Origin of the sequence: Hymenobacter sp. 15J16-1T3B, assembly GCF_020711235.1 — a bacterium.
Lineage (GTDB): Bacteria > Bacteroidota > Bacteroidia > Cytophagales > Hymenobacteraceae > Solirubrum.
On sequence record NZ_JAJFAV010000009.1, the window covers coordinates 233,262 to 250,999 of the forward strand.

Here is a 17,738-nt window from a genome sequence, read left to right on the forward strand (position 1 = left end):
TGACCCGCTGGGCCCACTAAGCTGCCCGCCGCGTAACCCCGCCCCGGCCGGCTCACAACTGCCCATCCCACACCAAGTATTCCGCGGGCAAGTCCAGTGCGGGCGGCGCCGCCAGCTCCAGCCAGAGCCCGAACACCGCCGAGCCCGAGCCCGACAGGCTGGCGTAGGCGGCGCCGGCCGCGTAGAGCTGCGCCTTTAGCTCGCCCAGCAGCGGGTACTTCGGCGCCAGCGAGGCTTCGAAGTCGTTGACCACCGTGTCGCGCCAGCTCTCGACGGAACCGGCCAGGGCCGCGCGCAGCTCGTGGGCGGGGGCCTGGGGCGTCACGCCGGCGTAGGCCTCGGCGGTGCTGATGTGCAGGTTGGGGTAAATGACCTTGCAGGCCGCGCCGCGCAGCTGGGGCAGCGCCAGCGGCTGCAGCTCGTCGCCGCGGCCCAGGGCCAAGGCAGGCTCGTTGCGAATGAAAAAGGCGCAGTCGGAGCCCAAGCGGCGGGCATAGGCTTCCAGTTGCTCGTCGGGCAGGCCCAGCTGCAGCACCTGGTTGAGGGCGCGCAGGGCAAAAGCGGCGTCGGCCGAGCCCCCGCCCAGCCCAGCGCCGATGGGCACCACCTTGTGCAGGTGCAGGTGCACGGGCGGCACCGCGGGGAAGTCGGCCTGCAGCAGCTCGTAGGCCCGGCGGCAGAGGTTGGTGGCCGGGTCGCCGGGGATGGGGCGGCCGGTGAGCGTGAGCGTGGTTTCGGCGGCGGGCAGCACCTCCAGCGCGTCGCACCAAGGCAGGGGCAGCATCACGGTTTCGAGGGTGTGGAAGCCGTCGGGGCGGCGCTCCGTGATGTGCAGCCCGAGGTTGAGCTTGGCGTTGGGGAAGACGAGCATGGGCGCAAAGAACGGCAGCGCGGCGCTACCGCGCCAGCCTGCGGTGCTACCGCGCCGCGGGCTGGCAGTTCGTAGGTGGTTCTGAGTCACACCCCGGCGGCAGTGGCCCGAGCCGCCTAACTTGCGGCGCACTGCTTCTGCCATGTCCTTCGCTTTTGTTCCGTCCGCCGCACCCGCCTCCTGGTACCACCGCTGGGGCAAGCGCGCCTTCGACGTGCTGCTGGCGCTGCCGCTGCTGCTGCTGGCGCTGCCCGTGCTGGCCGGGGCGGCGGCGCTGCTGGCGTTGCAGCCGGGGCAGCGCGGGGTGCTGTTTCGGCAGCCGCGGCCGGGCCTGCACGGCCGGGTGTTCCTGCTCTACAAGCTCCAAACCATGACCGAGGCCCGCGACGCCCGCGGCCAGCTGCTGCCCGACGACCAGCGCCTCACCCGCCTCGGCCGCTGGCTGCGCGCCGCCTCCCTCGACGAGCTACCCCAGCTCTGGAACGTGCTGCGCGGCGACCTGAGCCTGGTCGGGCCCCGGCCGCTGCTGGTCGAGTACCTGCCGCTGTACTCGCCCGCGCAGGCCCGCCGCCACGACGTGCGCCCGGGCATCACGGGCTGGGCGCAGGTCAACGGGCGCAACGCCATCAGCTGGGAGCAGAAATTCGAGTACGACCTTTGGTACGTGCGGCACGCGTCGTTTAGGCTGGATTTGCGTATTCTAGCCCTGACGGCGGCCCGCGTGCTCGGCGCCCGCGGCATCAGCGCCCCCGGGCACGCCACCACCGAGGCCTTCCGGGGCAGCCCGCCGCCCACGTCTTCCCCCGAGTGAAACCCGCATGACGCAATTATTCTTCTCCGAGTACGACGACCCTGAATTCACCGGCGTGCGGCCCCTGGTTATTGTGGGAGCCGGCGGCCTGGGCCGCGAAGTGCTGATGCTAGTGCGGCAGCTCAACGAAGTGGAGCTGCGCTGGAACGTGCTCGGCTTCTACGACGACCAACGCCCGCCCCACGACCGGGTGCACGAGCTGCACTGGCTGGGCACCATCGAGGCGCTCAACCAGCAGGAAGGTTCGGTGTATGCGGCCGTGGCCATCGGCAACAGCCGGCAGCGCGCCGCCGTGGTGGCCCGCCTGACCTCGCCCCGCGTGCACTTCGCCACGCTCGTGCACCCCTCGGTGCTGCTGCGGCCCTACCAGTTCGTGCAGCTCGGCGCGGGGTCCATCGTGGCTCAGGGCTGCATTTTCACCTGCGACATCCGCCTGGGCCGGCACGTGCTGCTGAACCTGGGCTGCACCATCGGCCACGACGCGGTGCTGGAGGATTTTTGCTCGCTGATGCCTCACGCCAACGTCGGCGGCGAGGCCTACCTGGAGCGCGAGGCCTACCTGGGCACCAACGCCACCGTCATCAACCAGGTGCGCGTGGGCGCCCGCTGCATCGTGGGCGCCGGCGCCGTGGCCGTGCGCGACCTGCCCGCCGACTGCACCGCCGTGGGCGTGCCGGCCCAGGTAATTAAGCGGCATTAGCTTTCTTCGTTTCCGGTTTTTGGGAGTTGGGCGGTTGGCTCCAGGCCTCACCCGCGACGAAGCCAACCGCCCAACCCCACCCACCAAAAACCTCCTTTGCATGCGCAGCGACGACCACGACCGGCTTTACCTCTCCCCGCCCCACCTCGGCCGCCACGAGCTGAACTACCTGCACAAGGCCATCGAAGACAACTGGGTGGCGCCGGTGGGCCCCAACCTCGACGGCTTCGAGCGCGACCTGTGCCAGTACACCGGCGCGGCCCACGCGGTGGCGCTGTCGTCGGGCACGGCCGCCATTCACCTGGCCCTGCTGCTGCTCGGCGTGGGCCCCGGCGACGAGGTCATTGTGCCCTCGTTTACCTTCGTGGCCACTGCCAACCCCGTGCGCTACGTGGGCGCGGAGCCGGTCTTCGTCGACTCCGAAGCCACTACCTGGAACCTCTGCCCCGCCCGCCTGCGCGAAGCCCTGGAGGACCGGCGCCGCCTGGGCCGGCCGGTGAAGGCCATCATCGTGGTGCACCTCTACGGCATGCCCGCCCGCCTCACCGAACTCCTGGCCCTGGCCGCCGAATACGGCGTGCCCGTGCTTGAGGACGCGGCCGAAGCCCTGGGGGCGCAGTACCAGGGCCAGCCGCTGGGTTCGTTCGGGGCGCTGAGCGTGCTGTCGTTCAACGGCAACAAAATCATCACGACCAGCGGCGGCGGGGCCCTGCTCACCAACAACGCCGAGTGGGCCCGGCGGGCGCGCTTCCTGGCCACCCAGGCCCGCGACGAGGCCCCGCACTACCAGCACTCGGTGCAGGGCTACAACTACCGGCTGAGCAACCTGCTGGCCGGCATCGGCCGCGGGCAGATGGAGCTGATCGAGGACCGCGTGAAGCGCCGCCGCGAAATCTACGCCCAGTACGCCGAGCAGCTGCGGCCGCTGGCGGCCGTGGAAGTCGGGCCCGCCGAGCCCGCGGGCCTGCGCGCCAACCGCTGGCTGACCACCATCCTGCTCCGGCCCGAACACACCGACTGCACGCCCGAAGACCTGCGCCAGCACCTGGAAACGCACAACATCGAGGCCCGGCCGCTGTGGAAGCCCCTGCACCTGCAGCCGCTGTTCGCCGCCTCCCCCGCGTACGGCGGCAGCGTCTGCGCCGACTTATTTGCCCGGGGCCTCTGCTTGCCCTCCGGCTCGGCCATGACTAGCGCCGACGTGCGCCGGGTGGTGCAGGCCCTGACCGAAGCCCTGTAGCGCCGCTAGCGGCGCTCTAGTCCGGGCCCGAGCAGGTACCGCACATCGAAACGGCCCTCGCGCAGCGGCAAGGGCCCGCGGGCAGTGTCCGCGGGGTTGCGCAAGTACCCCTCGAATGTGCCGGATATCACCCGGGCCACCGTATCGAAGCGCGTGATGGTCACACGGGTACGCGGGCGCTCCGCGCTTACGTAGCTCGTGTACTCGTTCCGATCCTCGTTGTCGGCCGCGGGCTGGTATCCCCCTAGTTTCAGCATGGGGCCATTGTTGGCGTGCGGCCCGGCGGTATCGGGCCCGAGCACATACACGCCGGGGCCGCGCACCCCGGGCAGAATCAGGTGCAAGCTGCGCAGCTGGTTGCCGACGCGCATATTCGCCGCCACTTGCAAGGTGAGGAACCGCCGGCGCGTGGCCGGGTTCCATTCCCAATCGAGGACGCCCGCGGCGCCGCGCTGCTGACAGCGCCCGCCTTCGAACACCGGCAGAAAGTCGCGCCATACTTCCCCGTTGAACCGGCAGCCGATGGTATTGGCCCCGCGCCGGGAGGCCGGCGGCAGCAGCAGGTGCGCCTGGCCGCGCTGCAGCCGGTCGTTGAAACGGGCCCACTTGGCCTGGCAGCGGCGCTCTGCGGCTTTCAGCTCGTTTAGTTGCTGCTGCTCGTCGTCGTCGAGGCTAAATTCCGCGGCGGGTTTCTGCACCGGTGTCCACTGCGCATAGGCCGGCGGCAAAGAACCGCCCGGCTGCAGCGGGGCGTCACCCGGCGCTGCGGGCTCAACCACGGTGACCCAGCGAAACAAGGGAGTCCGCGGCGTCAGTTGCACCAAGCGGTACTCCTGTTTACTTTCCCCGAGGTACCACCGCTCCCGCTGCTGCGACACGAGTAACTCCTGCCCACGCCGGGCATACACGTAATCGGTTTGCCAAGTCCCGGCGCGGGTGTTGGAGCCTAAAAAAAACTGCTCTTCGTAGTTTAGAAACACCCACCCGGGGGCACCTAATAGCCCCAGCATCAGAATCAGCATGCTTAGACCGGTTAGGAGCGCCAACCCCACCCACACAAGTTTTGGCAACGCCCGGGGCAACCCAAAATGCCTCGTAGCAGGCCACACCAACACCCACACGCCGCAGTGCAGCGCGCTCAGCACGGCCTGGTTGGCGTACTCCAGCCTTGGTATAAAAACCGGGAGTAGGCTGCCGGCCACGCTTAGCACCCAGAGCCACGCTAGCGTCGGCTGCAAACGAGTTATAGCACTCATATTTTGAAGATATACCAGCTTTAATTCGGTCTATTAGCGCACTGCCAACCAACTGGGTATCATACACACCTGGTTGATTAAGTTGATTAAACCGAACTGCACGACGGCAACTGCCTGCTGCACATGGCCAGAGGAAAGAGGCAATGCCCTAAACTTAGCCCAAAACCCAGTTTAAACAGCCCATAAAGTTCATTCCCTAGCACAAAATCTGCGGCTGATAGTATTAAACTCCTGACGAGGTAGTACAAGATCTGTTGCGGTAGGTAATCAGTCTGCTGCCATGGGTCCCTCTGGTGCTTTGGGTTGCCCCTTGTTGTCGAACAGGCGCTGTAGCCGGCGCTCCGTGCTTACCAGACCGACCGCTATGCCCAGCACCCAGCAGGCCAGTACGATCTGCAAGGCATGGGTTCCGCCAATGAGCAGGAAGGCCACGACAGCCAGCACCAGCAGCGCCCAACTTAGGCGCCAGAAGTAACGGGCGAAGTAGCTATTGGCTTCTTGCCAAGTGGCCGGCGTGCGCATGGAGCGCGCCGTACGGTAGCCGTACAGCCAATTGATGTGCTTGGGCGGGCGGTACTTGGTTACCCAGGCCATCAGCAGCGCGAGGCCACACACGACCACTAAGGCAATACCCGTGGCTACCGCTTCCTTGTCCATAAGGCGCGAAATTGACTTCGCAAAATTGGCTTACCAACGCATCTAGCTACGCATCCAGGGCCTGCCGCAGATCGGCTAGCAGCTCCTCCGCCGGCTCGATGCCCACCGACAGTCGCACCAGCCCGATGGTGATGCCCAGCGCCTGCTGCTGCTCGGGTGTCAGGGCCCGGTGCGAGGTGCCCAGCGGGTACGACAAGGACGAATCGACGCCGGCCAGGGAGGGCGCGAAGGGAAACCGCGCGCTGCGGCGCATCAGCTCGCTCACGGCCTGCCGGTCGTCGGCCAGCTTGAAGGAGAGCATGCCGCCGAACAGCCCGCCGCCCTGCTCAGCGGCCAGCGCGTGCTGCGCGTGCGTGGGCAGGCCGGGGTAGTACACGGCGCGCACGGCCGGGTGCGCGGCCAGCATGGTGGCCACGGCCAGGGCGTTGTGGCTGTGCTCCCGCATGCGCAGGCGCAGCGTCTTGAGGCCGCGCACGGCCAGCCAGCTTTCCATGGGGCTCAGCGTAAAGCCGTAAAACACCCCGATTTGCTTGAGCCGGGCCGCCACCTCCGGATCGGCCGCCACGGTCACGCCGGCCGTCACGTCGCTGTGGCCGGCAATGTACTTGGTCACGCTGTGCAGGCTGATGTCGGCGCCGAGCTGCAGGGGCTTGGTCAGCACCGGCGAGGCGAAGGTGTTGTCGACCACCAGCTTCAGCCCCAGGTCGTGGCAGTGGCCGGCGAGGCGGCGCAGATCGGCCACGCGCAGCAGCGGATTGCTGATGGTTTCGGCCAGCAGCAGGCGGGTGGTGGGCCGGCGCAGCGGCTCCAGGTCGTAGAGCTGCTCGAAGGGTACGTAGGTCACCGCAATGCCTAAGCGGCTCAGCTCGGTGTTGAGCAGGGCCGCCGAGCCGCCGTAGATGTCGGCGGCGCACAGCACATGGTCGCCAGCCTGGCAGTAGGCCAGAATGGCCGCGCAGATGGCCGCCATGCCCGAGGAAGTGGCCACCGCCCCCGCGCCGCCCTCCAGCTGGTTTACCAAGTCGGCCAGCTCGTCGGAGTTCGGGTTGCCGTTGCGCGAGTAGAGGTAGCGGCTGCTGGTGTCGGCGAAGTACTGGTCCAGTTCGTCCAAGTCCTGGAACTTGAAGACCGAGCTCTGGTAAATGGGCGTGATTTTCGGGTTGATAATGGCCATCGGTGGGGAGTGTTGACGCGGGCAAAGGCACCGGGCCGACGCGTCGCGTTGCATCAGCCCGGGCGGCGGCGCAAGCTACGGCCGGCGCCGCGCTTTTCCCTGCGCCGGGTTGCGGGCCGGCACCACCTAGGCTACACGATGCCCGCGGGGGCACTGCCGCCGGCGGGCGGCGTGTGGTGCTTCTTTTTCTGCGCCGCCCGGTTTTCGCGCCGGAACACCTCCATCAGCACCAAAAAGTAGGACACCAGCAGCGGCCCCACTACCAGCCCGATGATGCCGAAGATTTCGACCCCGAGCACCAGCCCCACCAGCGTCACCAGCGGGTGAATGTCGCCCATGCGCTTGGCCAGCAAGATGCGCAGCAGGTTGTCCACGTTGATGATGACGATGACGCCCACCAGCAGAATGCCGATGGCCTGCCCGTTGTGGCCCTGCGAAAATTGGTAGAGCGCCGCCGGCCCCCACACCAGCGGGGTGCCCAGCACCGGCAAAAACGCCATAAAAAACGCCACCACGCCCCAAAACAGCGGGTCGGGCACCTGGAAAATCCACAACGTGAGCCCGGTCAGGATGGCTTGCACCAAGGCCACCAAGGCCTGCCCCAGCACGTTGGCGTTGACGTTGTTTTTGAGCGACTCGCCCAGCTCGTGCATGGTCTCGCTGCGGAAGGGCAGGTAGCGCCGCAGCCCGATCAGAAAGTACGTTTCCTGCATAAACAGGTAGTACATGGTGAAGAGCATCAGGCCCACTACCACCAGGAAGTTCAGTGCGCTGCTGGCCAAGGTGGTCAGCCAGCGGCTCACCACGCTGGCGCCCTGCTGCAGCAGCTGCCGCACGTTCTGCTGCTCGGTTATCTTGATGCCGGTGACCTGCTCCAGCTTGTGGAGCACGGTCAGAATCTGGTCCGGGTTCTTGGCAAAGGCAATAAGCCGGTTGATGAGCAGGGAACTGAGCGCGTAGAACGGAATGACGAGCACCACCACCGTCAGCACCAGAATGCCGATGGTGACCAGCCGGCGGTTCCAGCGCCGCTTGTGCACCAGCGCCACCCAAATCGGCCGAAACACCACGAACAGGATGCCCGCCGCCAGAAAGGCCGTCAGGTACTGCGCCAGCCCGAACACCATCAGCCCGGCCAACCCGATGAGGGAGGCAATGAGCAGCACGTGCCGCTGCCGGGGCGTGTAAATGTTTTCGATGGCGTTGAGCGGGTCGATAGGTGGCATGCAGGGGCGGTTATCGGCGGCAACAATACGACAACCCCGCTGCTTCCGCCACGCCGGCACAAAAAAAGCCGTTCCTGCGGGGCAGGAACGGCTTCTTCAGCAGTAAGAACGGGTCAGCCGCTTAGGCCAGTACCGACTCGGCCAGTACTGTTACGTTGTTGCGCAGCACCTCCACCACGCCGCCGCTCACCTGGAACGACTCGCGGCCGGCGGCGCTGGTCACGCGCAGCTCGCCGGCCTGCAGGGCGGCAATCATCGGCGCGTGGTTGTTGAGCACTTCAAACTGGCCGGCAGCGCCCGGAAACACGGCCGAGGAAACTTCCCCCTCGAACACCTTCCGGTCCGGCGTGATGATTTCTAAACGCATGGCTTATTCAATGAGTGAATGAGCGAACAAGCGAATGAGTGACTGAGTCCGTGCCGGGCACTTCACTCAATCACTCATTCACCAAATCACTTAGCGAGCCTCGGCCATCAGACGCTCACCCTTGGCGACGGCATCCTCAATGGTGCCTACCAGGTTGAACGCCGCCTCGGGCAGGTGGTCGTACTGCCCGTCGATGATGGCGTTGAAGCCTTTGATGGTGTCCTTGATGTCCACCAGCACGCCTTTCAGGCCGGTAAACTGCTCGGCCACGTGGAAGGGCTGCGAGAGGAAGCGCTGCACGCGACGGGCGCGCGACACCACCAGTTTGTCCTCTTCCGAGAGTTCGTCCATACCCAGGATGGCGATGATGTCCTGCAGTTCTTTGTAGCGCTGCAGAATCTCCTTCACGCGCTGAGCCGTGTTGTAGTGCTCTTCGCCGATGATGGCGGCGTCAAGGATACGCGAGGTCGAGTCGAGCGGGTCCACGGCCGGGTAGATGCCCAGCTCGGCGATTTTACGCGACAGTACCGTGGTGGCGTCCAAGTGGGCGAAGGTCGTAGCCGGCGCCGGGTCAGTCAAGTCGTCAGCCGGTACGTACACCGCCTGCACCGAAGTGATAGAACCGCGCTTGGTGGAGGTGATGCGCTCCTGCATGGCCCCCATTTCGGTGGCCAGCGTGGGCTGGTAGCCTACGGCCGAAGGCATACGGCCCAGCAGAGCCGATACTTCCGAACCCGCCTGGGTGAAGCGGAAAATGTTGTCCACGAAGAACAGGATGTCGCGGCCGGCACCGGTGCCGTCGCCGTCGCGGAAGTTCTCGGCTACCGTCAGACCCGACAGGGCCACGCGGGCGCGGGCTCCGGGGGGCTCGTTCATCTGGCCGAACACGAAGGTGGCTTTCGAGTCCTTCATGCCTTCCAGGTTCACGGCGTCGAGGTTCCACTCGCCTTTTTCCATGCCGTGCATGAACTCCTCGCCGTACTGTACGATGCCGGCTTCGATCATTTCGCGCAGCAGGTCATTGCCTTCGCGGGTACGCTCACCCACGCCAGCAAACACCGACAGACCCGAGTAGGCCTTGGCGATGTTGTTGATCAGCTCCTGGATCAGTACGGTCTTGCCTACGCCGGCACCACCGAACAGACCGATCTTACCGCCCTTGGCGTAGGGCTCAATCAGGTCGATAACCTTGATGCCGGTGTATAGTACCTCGGTGCTGGTGGAGAGGTCCTCGAAGCGCGGGGCCGGACGGTGAATCGGCAGCGAGCCCGAAGCCGAAGGCTGGGGCAGACCGTCGATGGCCTGGCCAACCACGTTGAACAGACGACCGAGCACGGCGTCGCCGGTCGGCATCTGGATCGGGGTGCCCAGGTCCGTAACCACGGCGCCGCGGGTCAGGCCGTCGGTCGAGTCCATGGCAATGGTGCGGACGCGGTCTTCACCCAAGTGTTGCTGGCACTCCAGCACTACGCGGGTGCCGTTGTCCTTTACGACTTCGAGGGCGTCGAGAATGTTGGGAAGCTTGGTGCCTTCACCCGCGAAGCTCACGTCCACGACGGGGCCGATAACCTGGGTGATTTTGCCGGTATTCGCCATTGCAGTTCTTTATATGGGAGAATGAGAGCAGTTTCAGGCCGCAAAAGTACGGACCATTCCTTGCACCGGCAAACCGGCCCCGCGGCGAAAAAGTGCAGAAACTTTTCTCGCTGACACTCACCGGAAAAAGGCCCGTTTGGAGCGTTCTGAGCGGGTTTACCCGAAATTTTTTTTCGCCGGAAATTTGGAGGCCGCAAAAACCTACCTACATTTGCAAACCCAAACGGCACAACCACTGGTAACCGAGCGGGAAATTGTCCGATGGTGTAACTGGCAACACGCTTGATTTTGATTCAAGAAAGTCCAGGTTCGAGCCCTGGTCGGACAACCAACAAGGCGCTGGCCCCCTCTTCGGAGCGGAGTCGGCGCCTTTTGCGTTTTTCGGTTCCGGCCGATCGGCCCACGCGCTAGCTTGGGTCAGGCGGGCAAGCGGCCCGGCGCCCAAGACCCCACGCGTGCCTCCGACTCCACGGACGCCGCTATCTTGGTTTCGCTTACCCCTTGTTCCCCTCTCTCATGTCCTCGCAGGTCAAAATCTTCTCCGGCACCACGTCGCGCGCCGTGGCCGAAAAAATTGCCGCCGCCTACGGCCAGCCCCTCGGCGACCTTACCATTCAGCGCTTCGCCGACTCCGAAATCGGCCCGAGCTTCAACGAAAGCGTACGCGGCTGCGAGGTATTTCTGATTCAGAGCACCTTTCCGCCGGCCGACAACCTGATGGAGCTGATGCTGATGGTGGACGCGGCCAAGCGCGCCTCGGCCTACAAAGTCAACATCGTGATGCCCTACATGGGCTACACCCGGCAGGACCGCAAGGACAAGCCGCGCGTGAGCATTGGGGCCAAGGTGGTGGCCGAATTCATTCAGAGCGTGGGCACTTCCCGCCTGATGACCTGCGACCTGCACGCCGGCCAGATTCAGGGCTTCTTCGACATTCCGGTGGACCACCTCGACGGCTCGACCATCACGGCGCCCTACATCAAGTCGCTGAACCTCGACAACCTCATCTTCGCCTCCCCCGACGTGGGCGGCGTGGTGCGCACCCGGGCGTTTGCCAAGAAGTTCGGCGCCGAAATCGTGGTCTGCGACAAGATGCGCCTGCGGGCCAACGAAATTGCGTCGATGCAGGTCATCGGCGACGTGACGGGCATGAACGTGGTCTTGGTCGACGACATCGTGGACACGGCCGGCACCATCTGCAAGGCCGCCGAGCTGCTGATGGAGCGCGGCGCGGCCTCGGTGCGCGCCGTCATCACCCACCCCGTGCTCAGCGGCCCGGCCCACGAGCGGATTCGCAACTCGGCCTTGGTGGAGCTGATTACGACCGATACCATCCCGCTGCGCGAGGAAAACGAGAAAATCCGCGTCATCTCGGTGGCCGACCTCTTCGCCCGCGCCATTCACAACGTGGTATCGCACGAGTCGATCAGTTCGCTCTTTATATAATATAGAGCGTCGGTAATAAATTGTCTGTCATCCTGAGGCGCAGTCGAAGGACCTTATTACGCTGGCACGAGTCGTTGTTACGACAATCGTTCTACCGTGAGAAGGTCCTTCGGCTAGGCCTCACGATGACAGCCTTTTTACTGCTCGGGCCATTACCGTCTGTACATATAGTCCCTGTTCGCTTTTCAATTCCGACTTAACCGCGTACCTTTGCGGCCCCTTCGGCCTTACCCGCCGGGCGGAACAAATTCATTTCAAGGTCTTTAACCGGACCACACTTTTTCAAACACCAGTTTTATGAAAAGCCTGGAGATTGTAGGGTTTAAAAGAGCGAATCTCGGCAAGAAGGAAGCCAAGCGCCTGCGCCTGGAGTCGTACGTACCGTGCGTGATGTACGGCGGCGAGACGCAAGTTCACTTCTACGTGCCCGCCATCCTGTTCCGCGAGCTGCTGTACACCCCCGAGGTGCACATCGTGGACCTGAACGTGGAGGGTGACACCTACCGCGCCATCGTGCAAGACGCTCAGTTCCACCCCGTGAACGAGATGCTGCTGCACGTGGACTTCCTGCAGCTGCAGGAAGGCAAAGAGGTGAAAATGGACGTGCCGGTGAAGTACGTGGGCACCTCGCCCGGCGTACAGCAAGGCGGCAAACTGGTGTCGAAGCTGCGCAAGCTGAAAGTGAAGGCGCTGCCCGAGAACCTGCCCGATTACGTGGAGGTGAACATCTCGGACCTGGGCCTGGGCAAGTCGATCAAAGTAAGCAAGGTGGAAACCACCGGCTACTCGATCCTGACCAACCCGCTGGCTCCCATTGCCACCGTGGCCATCCCGCGTGGTCTGCGTGGCCAGCTGCAAGCCGAGAAATAGGTTTTTGCGCTTTCCGCAAGAGAAAATCCTGCTCTGCCTTGCGGCGGGGCAGGATTTTTTACGTTTGCGCCCCAGTAAGACTTCCGTATGAAATTTCTAATCCTCTGCCTGGGCAACATCGGGCCGGAATACGCCGATACGCGGCACAACGTGGGCTTTATGGTGGGCGACTACCTGGCCCGCAAGTTTGAGGCGGCGCCTTGGGCGCTGGGCCGCCACGCCTTCACCACCGAAATCAAGCACAAGGGTAAAACCTTCGTGCTGGTGAAGCCCACCACGTATATGAATCTGAGCGGCAAGGCGGCCGCGCACTGGCTCAGCACGCTGAAGCTGGAAAAGGAACAGCTGCTGGTGGTGACCGACGACCTGGCCCTGCCCTTCGGCAAGCTGCGCCTGAAGGGCAAAGGCTCGGCCGGCGGGCAGAACGGCCTGAAGCACATTCAGGAAACGCTGGGTACCGACGAGTACGCCCGCCTGCGCTTCGGCATCGACTCCAGCTTCTCCAAGGGTCGGCAGGTGGACTACGTGCTCAGCCCCTTTTCGGCCGACGAGCAGATTGACCTGCCGCTGCGGTTGGAAAAAGCCGCGGACGCGGTGCTGGCCTTCGGCACGCTAGGCATCGAGCGGGCTATGAACGTGGTAAACGTGAAGTAAGCTCAAAGCAAAGGCCCTTGTCCAGTACCTGGAACAAGGGCCTTTGCTTTACTGGTTTAGAGCAAATAAGCCAGAACCACTATTGCTATCAGGAGCAGGAAAAAAGCACCCGCATTATAAAAAGCATCATCTTCCTGCAGCTTTTTGTAAGGCACTTTTCCTAGGTGAAGAAGCCAACGTATTCCAGCTCCTGGATAAGAAAACAGAATGTTCAGCAGGACCTCTGCTACAAATTCCAGCATATACCGTAGCTACCTGGTTTATCAGCGGCAACACGGGCTTTACGCCACGAACGAACCGGGGCGCACAGGCTGGCCGGGCTGCATCAGGCTGAGCTTGCCGTCGGCGTTTTCGGCCATAAGCAGCATGCCTTGCGACTCGATGCCCTTGATTTCGCGCGGGGCGAGGTTGAGCAGCACCAGCACTTGCTGGCCCACCAGATGCTCGGGCGCGAAGTGCTCGGCAATGCCCGACACGATGGTGCGCTTGTCCAGGCCAGTGTCGACGGTGAGCTTCATCAGCTTCTTGGTCTTGGCTACCTTCTCGGCCGTGAGGATGGTGGCTATGCGCAGATCCATGCGGCCGAAGTCCTCGAACGACACGTTTTCCTTGGCGGGCATCACCGGCGCGTTGGCCAGTTGGTTGGCCAGCTTGGTATCGAGCAGTTTTTGCACCTGGGCTTCCACCGTTTTGTCCTCGATTTTGTCGAAGAGCAAGAAGGCTTCGCCGAGTTGCTGACCGGCGGGCAGCGCGTCGGAGCGGCCGGCGTCGGCCCAGCCGCCTTTCGGCAGGCCCAGCATCTTGCTCAGGTTGGCCGAGGCGGTGGGCAGGAAGGGCTCAATCAGCGTAACCAGCGAGGCGGCCAGTTGCAGGGCCACGTGCAGCACCGTGCCGGTGCGAGCTTCGTCGGTTTTGATGAGCTTCCAGGGCTCGGTGTCGGCCAGGTACTTGTTGCCCAGGCGCGTGAGGTTCATCAGCTCGTTGAGCGCGTCGCGGAAGCGGTAGTTTTCAATCAGCTCCCCGATGCGCTGCGGGAATTCGGCTAGTTGCGCGTAGACTTCCTGATCCTGCGCGGTCAGCTCGCCAGCGGCCGGTACCTGGCCGCCGAAAAACTTGTGCGTCAGCACCACGGCGCGGTTAACGAAGTTGCCGAGGTTGGCGACCAACTCGTTGTTGTTGCGCGCCTGGAAGTCCTTCCAGGTGAAGTCGTTGTCCTTGGTTTCGGGGGCGTTGGCGCAGAGTACGTAGCGCAGCACGTCGGCCTTGCCGGGGAAGTCCTGCAGATACTCGTGCAGCCACACGGCCCAGTTGCGGGAGGTCGAAATCTTGTCGCCTTCCAGGTTCAGAAACTCGTTGGCGGGCACGTTGTCGGGCAGGATAAAGTCGCCGTGGGCCTTGAGCATCGCCGGGAAGATGATGCAGTGGAACACGATGTTGTCCTTGCCAATGAAGTGCAGCAGCTTGGTGCCCGGGTCCTGCCAGTACTTCTGCCACTCCCCGTCGGGCAGCAGGTCCTTGGTGGCCGAGATGTAGCCGATGGGCGCGTCGAACCACACGTAGAGCACCTTTCCCTCGGCACCTGCCACCGGCACGGGCACGCCCCAGTCCAGGTCGCGCGTCACGGCGCGCGGGTGCAGGCCCTGGTCGATCCACGACTTGCACTGCCCGTACACGTTGGTTTTCCAGTCCTGTTTGTGGCCTTCGATGATCCACTCGCGCAGCCAGGGCTCGTACTGATCCAGCGGGAGGTACCAGTGCTTGGTTTCGCGCAGCACGGGCGGGGCGCCCGAGAGCATGGAGCGCGGGTTGATGAGCTCCGTCGGGCTCAGCGAAGAGCCGCACCGCTCGCACTGGTCGCCGTAAGCGTTTTCGTTGGCGCAGGTGGGGCAGGTGCCCACGATGTAGCGGTCGGCCAAGAATTGCTGGGCCTCTTCGTCGTAGTACTGCTGCGACACCTGCTCGGTGAACTGGCCCGCGTCGTACATCTTGCGGAAGAAGTCGGAGGCCGTCTGGCGGTGCGTTTCGTTGGAGGTGCGCGAGTAGATGTCGAACGACACGCCAAACTCCTTAAAAGAGTCGCGGATGATGGCGTGGTACTTATCGACCACCTGCTGGGGCGTGACGCCCTCTTTCTGGGCGCGGATGGTAATGGGCACGCCGTGCTCGTCGGAGCCGCAGATGAACTTCACGTCGCGGCCCTGGGCGCGCTGGTAGCGCACATAAATGTCGGCGGGTAGGTACACGCCGGCGAGGTGGCCAATGTGCACCGGGCCGTTGGCGTAGGGCAGCGCGGCCGTGACGGTATAGCGTTGGGGAGTGGTTTGCATCGGAAAGAGAGAACAGCCGGGGCCGGCTTAGGGTTGACTCGGCCGGACAAATTCAAATTTGAAAGCGCAAAGAAAGGACGATTGGGCTACAGTTGCGGCGTTCAGCGCATTAGGAGCCGGGGCGGAAGTGCAAAAAACTTAACATAACCGTTTGATAACAATTACCTTGTTTTACGCGTCCTATACCACACCGAGCTAAACCCAGTTGCCCCATGGCCGCCCCTACCCTCCCTGCCTCCTCCGCTTCCGAACACGTGCCTGCCGTAGCCCCGCCGAAAAAAGGCAAAAAAGCGCTGCGCAAAGTGGAGAAAAAGGCCGCTAAGGCCGAAGAAAAAACGCTAAAGAAAGCCGCTAAAGCCGAGCGCAAAGCCACTAAATCCCAGGATCAAGCGGCTTCGCTGGCCGCCCACACCAGCATCGACCTGCCGGCTTTCACGGCGCCCGAGGCCTCGAAGAAAGACCAGAAAAAGCAGGCTAAAGCCGCGGCCAAGCAGGCTCAAAAAGAACTCGATAAGCGGGTGAAAGAGCTGAGCAAGCGTATCCGCAAGGAAACCAAGGCCCAGATTCAGGAGCTGGTGGCGGCCGCCTCGCTGCGCTTGGAGCAGGAAACCCAGCAGTTATTCGAGGAAGTACTGGGGGCCGCCGTTCCCGGCGCCAACGGTGGCCAAGCAACGGTGGCAGCTGCTCCGGCGGAATCCGCGCCCGAATTGCCGGCTGCCCCGGCCGCCGCGCCGCGCCCGGCGCGCAAACCGGCGCCGCGCCGCAGCCCGGCGGCTCCGGCGCCGGTAGTGGCCGCCAAGCCCGTTGCGCCGGCCCGCACCAACCGCTCCCGCACCACGGCCGCCAAGCGCCCCGCGGCCCCCGGCGCCACGCCCGCCGCCAGCGAGACGGCCCCGGAAGTCAACGACATCTAAGCCCCGCACCTAATACGCCAAAACCGCCCCGATTTGCCGGAAATCCAGGCATGTCGGGGCGGTTTTGGCGTATTAGGTGCTGCTTTGTTACGGACGCCGGTTGAGCAGGGTGTCGGTGGTGGTGATGTTCGGGTTGCCCTGAATGCGGCGCATGCGCGTTTCCTGGGTCGTGTTGTTGGGGTCGTTGGTGTTGATGGTTTCGATGCGCTGGCGGCCACCCGAAGCGGCGGCCTGCTCCCGCACCTGGGGCACGCGGTAGGGCGTGGCATCCGGCGCGGCCCCACCGGCGCCGATGCCGCGGTTGTAGGCGGCCTGCCGGTCGGCGTCGGAGCGGATTTCGGTGGGCGCCCGGTCGGTTTCGACGGCGGAATCAGACGCGGTGCAGGCGCCCAGGCCCAGCGCCAGCAGGCCAGCAACGGCCAGAGTTAAGTATCGGCAGGAAGTCATAAGCGGCAGACCGGCCGGGCGTTAGTGCCCGGCCGCTCCACTGCTCAACGCAAGCGCGGCGCCGAAGTTGGCCGCTAGGCTTCGGCCGGCACCACCAGCGCTTCGCGGATGCCGTCCCACAGCTGCACGCGCGCCCGCATGCAGCGGGCGGCCACCTCGGCGGCTTGCTGCCACTGTTGCTCGTCTTCGCCGCACAGTTCGCGCACCATCTGCTGGGCCAGCGGGGCGTGGGCTTCCTCGTCCAGTTCGATGTGGCGGTCCAGGTAGTAGGTGAAGGTGTCGAGCTGGCCGGGGAAACGCTGGCGCAGATCGTGCACGAGGTGGCGGAACATATCGGGAATCACGTCCTCGCGGCCGAAGGTGAAGGCCGCGGCCACGGCGTGCGGCTGGCCGGCATGTACGACCTCGAAGGTCTGGCGCACAAAGGCGCGGACGGCAGCGGGGGCCTCGGCAGCGGCCAGGGCGGCTTCCACATCGGCGCCGCCGGCCAGCGCCTCGAGCAGGCGCTGCACCGGCTGCGTATCGGCGCCGCACTCCTGCATGGCGCGCAGGTACAGCTCAAAGTGGCTGGTAGCGCGGCCCTCGGGGTCGACGTCGGTTTCTTCTTCCAGCACGATTTCGTTGATGAGGCGGCGGGTGCGGGGGCTGCCCTTGGGCACCCAGGGCAGCGTCACGCAGGTCAGCTCGCGCTGCAGGGCTTTGAGCAGGGACATAAAATCCCAAACGGCGAAGACGTGGTGCTGCATGAACACGCGCAGGTCGTCGAGCGAATGCAGCGACTGGTACACGCTGTGGGCGACGAGCTGTTGGCGGGCGGGCGCCAGGGTGTGCTGGAGGGTGAGGATGCGGTCGGAAATCATGAAAAATGCGGCAAGTGGTGCTGGTTACCCCAACGATGCGGCAAAGTTGGGGCCGCCGGGCCGCATCAACGAAATCCACCACACCGCTGGATTGGGCGTTATCCCAAGCAAGCGACGGTTGGTATTAGCCGTCATTGCGGCGAACAAAGCGCGGCAAAAGCAGGAAGGCGAAGCCAATCTTTCCTCTAAACAGAAGCAGCACAATACCTACCAACCGCAAACAGCACCGCCCAAAACTGGAGTTACCGGTTTTGGGCGGTGCTGTTTGGGCCGCTTCTGCTGCTAGCGGAAAGATTGCTTTGCTTGGCTCGCCATGACGACG

19 protein-coding genes and 1 tRNA gene are annotated in these 17,738 nt (G+C 64.3%); 9 read left to right on the forward strand and 11 right to left on the reverse strand.

The features are described 5' to 3' along the window. Positions 1–52: 52 nt before the first annotated feature. Positions 53–871 carry a 4-(cytidine 5'-diphospho)-2-C-methyl-D-erythritol kinase gene (gene ispE, locus LJ737_RS16600; RefSeq protein ID WP_227767728.1) on the reverse strand — a complete coding sequence of 273 codons (819 nt, stop codon included), beginning with the start codon at positions 869–871 and terminating at the stop codon, positions 53–55. A 142-nt stretch (positions 872–1,013) separates the two neighbouring features. Between ispE and LJ737_RS16605 the strand changes: the two genes are divergently transcribed. From LJ737_RS16605 to LJ737_RS16615, 3 genes are all read left to right on the forward strand, one after another. Further along, positions 1,014–1,682 (forward strand): sugar transferase, encoded by a 669-nt coding sequence (locus LJ737_RS16605; protein WP_227767729.1) that lies wholly within the window; start codon positions 1,014–1,016, stop codon positions 1,680–1,682. A 7-nt stretch (positions 1,683–1,689) separates the two neighbouring features. Further along, positions 1,690–2,382: an acetyltransferase gene (locus LJ737_RS16610; RefSeq protein ID WP_227767732.1), complete on the forward strand. Its 693-nt coding sequence runs from the start codon at positions 1,690–1,692 to the stop codon at positions 2,380–2,382. Positions 2,383–2,482: 100 nt separating this feature from the next. Further along, entirely contained in the window at positions 2,483–3,622 is a 1,140-nt protein-coding gene (locus LJ737_RS16615) for a DegT/DnrJ/EryC1/StrS family aminotransferase (RefSeq protein WP_227767734.1), read from the forward strand. Positions 3,623–3,627: 5 nt separating this feature from the next. On the opposite strand, the gene LJ737_RS16620 is transcribed toward LJ737_RS16615, so the two are convergent. From LJ737_RS16620 to atpD, 6 genes are all read right to left on the reverse strand, one after another. Then, on the reverse strand, positions 3,628–4,644 hold the full coding sequence (locus LJ737_RS16620; protein WP_227767736.1) for a Riean_0653 family protein: 1,017 nt from the start codon (positions 4,642–4,644) through the stop codon (positions 3,628–3,630). Positions 4,645–5,145: 501 nt separating this feature from the next. Continuing rightward, a complete protein-coding gene (locus LJ737_RS16625; protein WP_227767738.1) occupies positions 5,146–5,535 on the reverse strand; it encodes an SdpI family protein in 390 nt (129 codons plus the stop codon). A 46-nt stretch (positions 5,536–5,581) separates the two neighbouring features. After that, positions 5,582–6,709: a trans-sulfuration enzyme family protein gene (locus LJ737_RS16630; protein WP_227767740.1), complete on the reverse strand. Its 1,128-nt coding sequence runs from the start codon at positions 6,707–6,709 to the stop codon at positions 5,582–5,584. A 131-nt stretch (positions 6,710–6,840) separates the two neighbouring features. Then, positions 6,841–7,935 carry an AI-2E family transporter gene (locus LJ737_RS16635; RefSeq protein WP_227767742.1) on the reverse strand — a complete coding sequence of 365 codons (1,095 nt, stop codon included), beginning with the start codon at positions 7,933–7,935 and terminating at the stop codon, positions 6,841–6,843. 121 nt (positions 7,936–8,056) lie between these two features. Next, complete coding sequence (atpC, locus tag LJ737_RS16640; protein ID WP_227767745.1) at positions 8,057–8,302, reverse strand: ATP synthase F1 subunit epsilon; 246 nt, start codon at positions 8,300–8,302, stop codon at positions 8,057–8,059. 90 nt (positions 8,303–8,392) lie between these two features. Then, the gene (gene atpD / locus LJ737_RS16645) at positions 8,393–9,898 is read right to left on the reverse strand and encodes a F0F1 ATP synthase subunit beta (protein ID WP_227767747.1); all 1,506 of its coding nucleotides are present in this window, start codon (positions 9,896–9,898) and stop codon (positions 8,393–8,395) included. A 255-nt stretch (positions 9,899–10,153) separates the two neighbouring features. On the opposite strand from atpD, the gene LJ737_RS16650 reads away from it, so the two are divergent. The 4 genes from LJ737_RS16650 to pth all read left to right on the forward strand — a co-directional run bounded on the left by LJ737_RS16650 (position 10,154) and on the right by pth (position 12,868). Next, positions 10,154–10,229: transfer RNA gene (locus LJ737_RS16650), tRNA-Gln, on the forward strand. A 185-nt stretch (positions 10,230–10,414) separates the two neighbouring features. Next, on the forward strand, positions 10,415–11,344 hold the full coding sequence (locus LJ737_RS16655; RefSeq protein ID WP_227767749.1) for a ribose-phosphate pyrophosphokinase: 930 nt from the start codon (positions 10,415–10,417) through the stop codon (positions 11,342–11,344). 297 nt (positions 11,345–11,641) lie between these two features. Further along, positions 11,642–12,214, forward strand: coding sequence for a 50S ribosomal protein L25/general stress protein Ctc (locus tag LJ737_RS16660; protein ID WP_227767750.1), 573 nt, complete (start codon positions 11,642–11,644; stop codon positions 12,212–12,214). Positions 12,215–12,301: 87 nt separating this feature from the next. Continuing rightward, positions 12,302–12,868, forward strand: a complete 567-nt coding sequence (pth, locus tag LJ737_RS16665) for an aminoacyl-tRNA hydrolase (RefSeq protein ID WP_227767752.1) — start codon at positions 12,302–12,304, stop codon at positions 12,866–12,868. Between the two features lie 56 nt (positions 12,869–12,924). Here the strand turns inward: pth and LJ737_RS16670 are convergent, their stop codons facing one another. Both LJ737_RS16670 and metG read right to left on the reverse strand, forming a co-directional pair. After that, a complete protein-coding gene (locus tag LJ737_RS16670; RefSeq protein WP_227767753.1) occupies positions 12,925–13,110 on the reverse strand; it encodes a hypothetical protein in 186 nt (61 codons plus the stop codon). Between the two features lie 39 nt (positions 13,111–13,149). After that, positions 13,150–15,195, reverse strand: a complete 2,046-nt coding sequence (metG, locus tag LJ737_RS16675) for a methionine--tRNA ligase (RefSeq protein WP_227767755.1) — start codon at positions 15,193–15,195, stop codon at positions 13,150–13,152. Positions 15,196–15,407: 212 nt separating this feature from the next. Here metG and LJ737_RS16680 point away from each other — a divergent pair, with 212 nt between their 5' ends. Next, positions 15,408–16,109, forward strand: a complete 702-nt coding sequence (locus tag LJ737_RS16680) for a hypothetical protein (RefSeq protein WP_227767757.1) — start codon at positions 15,408–15,410, stop codon at positions 16,107–16,109. 87 nt (positions 16,110–16,196) lie between these two features. Here the strand turns inward: LJ737_RS16680 and LJ737_RS16685 are convergent, their stop codons facing one another. Together LJ737_RS16685 and LJ737_RS16690 are read right to left on the reverse strand one after the other, a co-directional pair. Further along, positions 16,197–16,556: a hypothetical protein gene (locus LJ737_RS16685; protein WP_227767758.1), complete on the reverse strand. Its 360-nt coding sequence runs from the start codon at positions 16,554–16,556 to the stop codon at positions 16,197–16,199. Positions 16,557–16,630: 74 nt separating this feature from the next. Next, positions 16,631–17,416, reverse strand: a complete 786-nt coding sequence (locus LJ737_RS16690) for a DUF3050 domain-containing protein (RefSeq protein ID WP_227767760.1) — start codon at positions 17,414–17,416, stop codon at positions 16,631–16,633. Here LJ737_RS16690 and LJ737_RS16695 point away from each other — a divergent pair. Beyond that, positions 17,415–17,702, forward strand: coding sequence for a hypothetical protein (locus LJ737_RS16695; protein WP_227767762.1), 288 nt, complete (start codon positions 17,415–17,417; stop codon positions 17,700–17,702). The genes LJ737_RS16690 and LJ737_RS16695 overlap by 2 nt on opposite strands. Positions 17,703–17,738 lie beyond the last annotated feature (36 nt).

Bases quoted from the DNA above. Each gene is read 5' to 3' on its own strand.
- LJ737_RS16655 (WP_227767749.1), top strand. From the start codon at position 10,415: ATGTCCTCGCAGGTCAAAATCTTCTCCGGCACCACGTCGCGCGCCGTG.
- LJ737_RS16615 (WP_227767734.1), top strand. From the start codon at position 2,483: ATGCGCAGCGACGACCACGACCGGCTTTACCTCTCCCCGCCCCACCTC.
- LJ737_RS16695 (WP_227767762.1), top strand. From the start codon at position 17,415: ATGAAAAATGCGGCAAGTGGTGCTGGTTACCCCAACGATGCGGCAAAG.
- LJ737_RS16635 (WP_227767742.1), bottom strand. From the start codon at position 7,935: ATGCCACCTATCGACCCGCTCAACGCCATCGAAAACATTTACACGCCC.
- LJ737_RS16670 (WP_227767753.1), bottom strand. From the start codon at position 13,110: ATGCTGGAATTTGTAGCAGAGGTCCTGCTGAACATTCTGTTTTCTTAT.
- LJ737_RS16605 (WP_227767729.1), top strand. From the start codon at position 1,014: ATGTCCTTCGCTTTTGTTCCGTCCGCCGCACCCGCCTCCTGGTACCAC.
- metG (WP_227767755.1), bottom strand. From the start codon at position 15,195: ATGCAAACCACTCCCCAACGCTATACCGTCACGGCCGCGCTGCCCTAC.
- atpC (WP_227767745.1), bottom strand. From the start codon at position 8,302: ATGCGTTTAGAAATCATCACGCCGGACCGGAAGGTGTTCGAGGGGGAA.
- LJ737_RS16630 (WP_227767740.1), bottom strand. From the start codon at position 6,709: ATGGCCATTATCAACCCGAAAATCACGCCCATTTACCAGAGCTCGGTC.
- atpD (WP_227767747.1), bottom strand. From the start codon at position 9,898: ATGGCGAATACCGGCAAAATCACCCAGGTTATCGGCCCCGTCGTGGAC.
- ispE (WP_227767728.1), bottom strand. From the start codon at position 871: ATGCTCGTCTTCCCCAACGCCAAGCTCAACCTCGGGCTGCACATCACG.
- LJ737_RS16690 (WP_227767760.1), bottom strand. From the start codon at position 17,416: ATGATTTCCGACCGCATCCTCACCCTCCAGCACACCCTGGCGCCCGCC.
- LJ737_RS16610 (WP_227767732.1), top strand. From the start codon at position 1,690: ATGACGCAATTATTCTTCTCCGAGTACGACGACCCTGAATTCACCGGC.
- LJ737_RS16660 (WP_227767750.1), top strand. From the start codon at position 11,642: ATGAAAAGCCTGGAGATTGTAGGGTTTAAAAGAGCGAATCTCGGCAAG.
- LJ737_RS16625 (WP_227767738.1), bottom strand. From the start codon at position 5,535: ATGGACAAGGAAGCGGTAGCCACGGGTATTGCCTTAGTGGTCGTGTGT.
- pth (WP_227767752.1), top strand. From the start codon at position 12,302: ATGAAATTTCTAATCCTCTGCCTGGGCAACATCGGGCCGGAATACGCC.
- LJ737_RS16685 (WP_227767758.1), bottom strand. From the start codon at position 16,556: ATGACTTCCTGCCGATACTTAACTCTGGCCGTTGCTGGCCTGCTGGCG.
- LJ737_RS16680 (WP_227767757.1), top strand. From the start codon at position 15,408: ATGGCCGCCCCTACCCTCCCTGCCTCCTCCGCTTCCGAACACGTGCCT.
- LJ737_RS16620 (WP_227767736.1), bottom strand. From the start codon at position 4,644: ATGCTGATTCTGATGCTGGGGCTATTAGGTGCCCCCGGGTGGGTGTTT.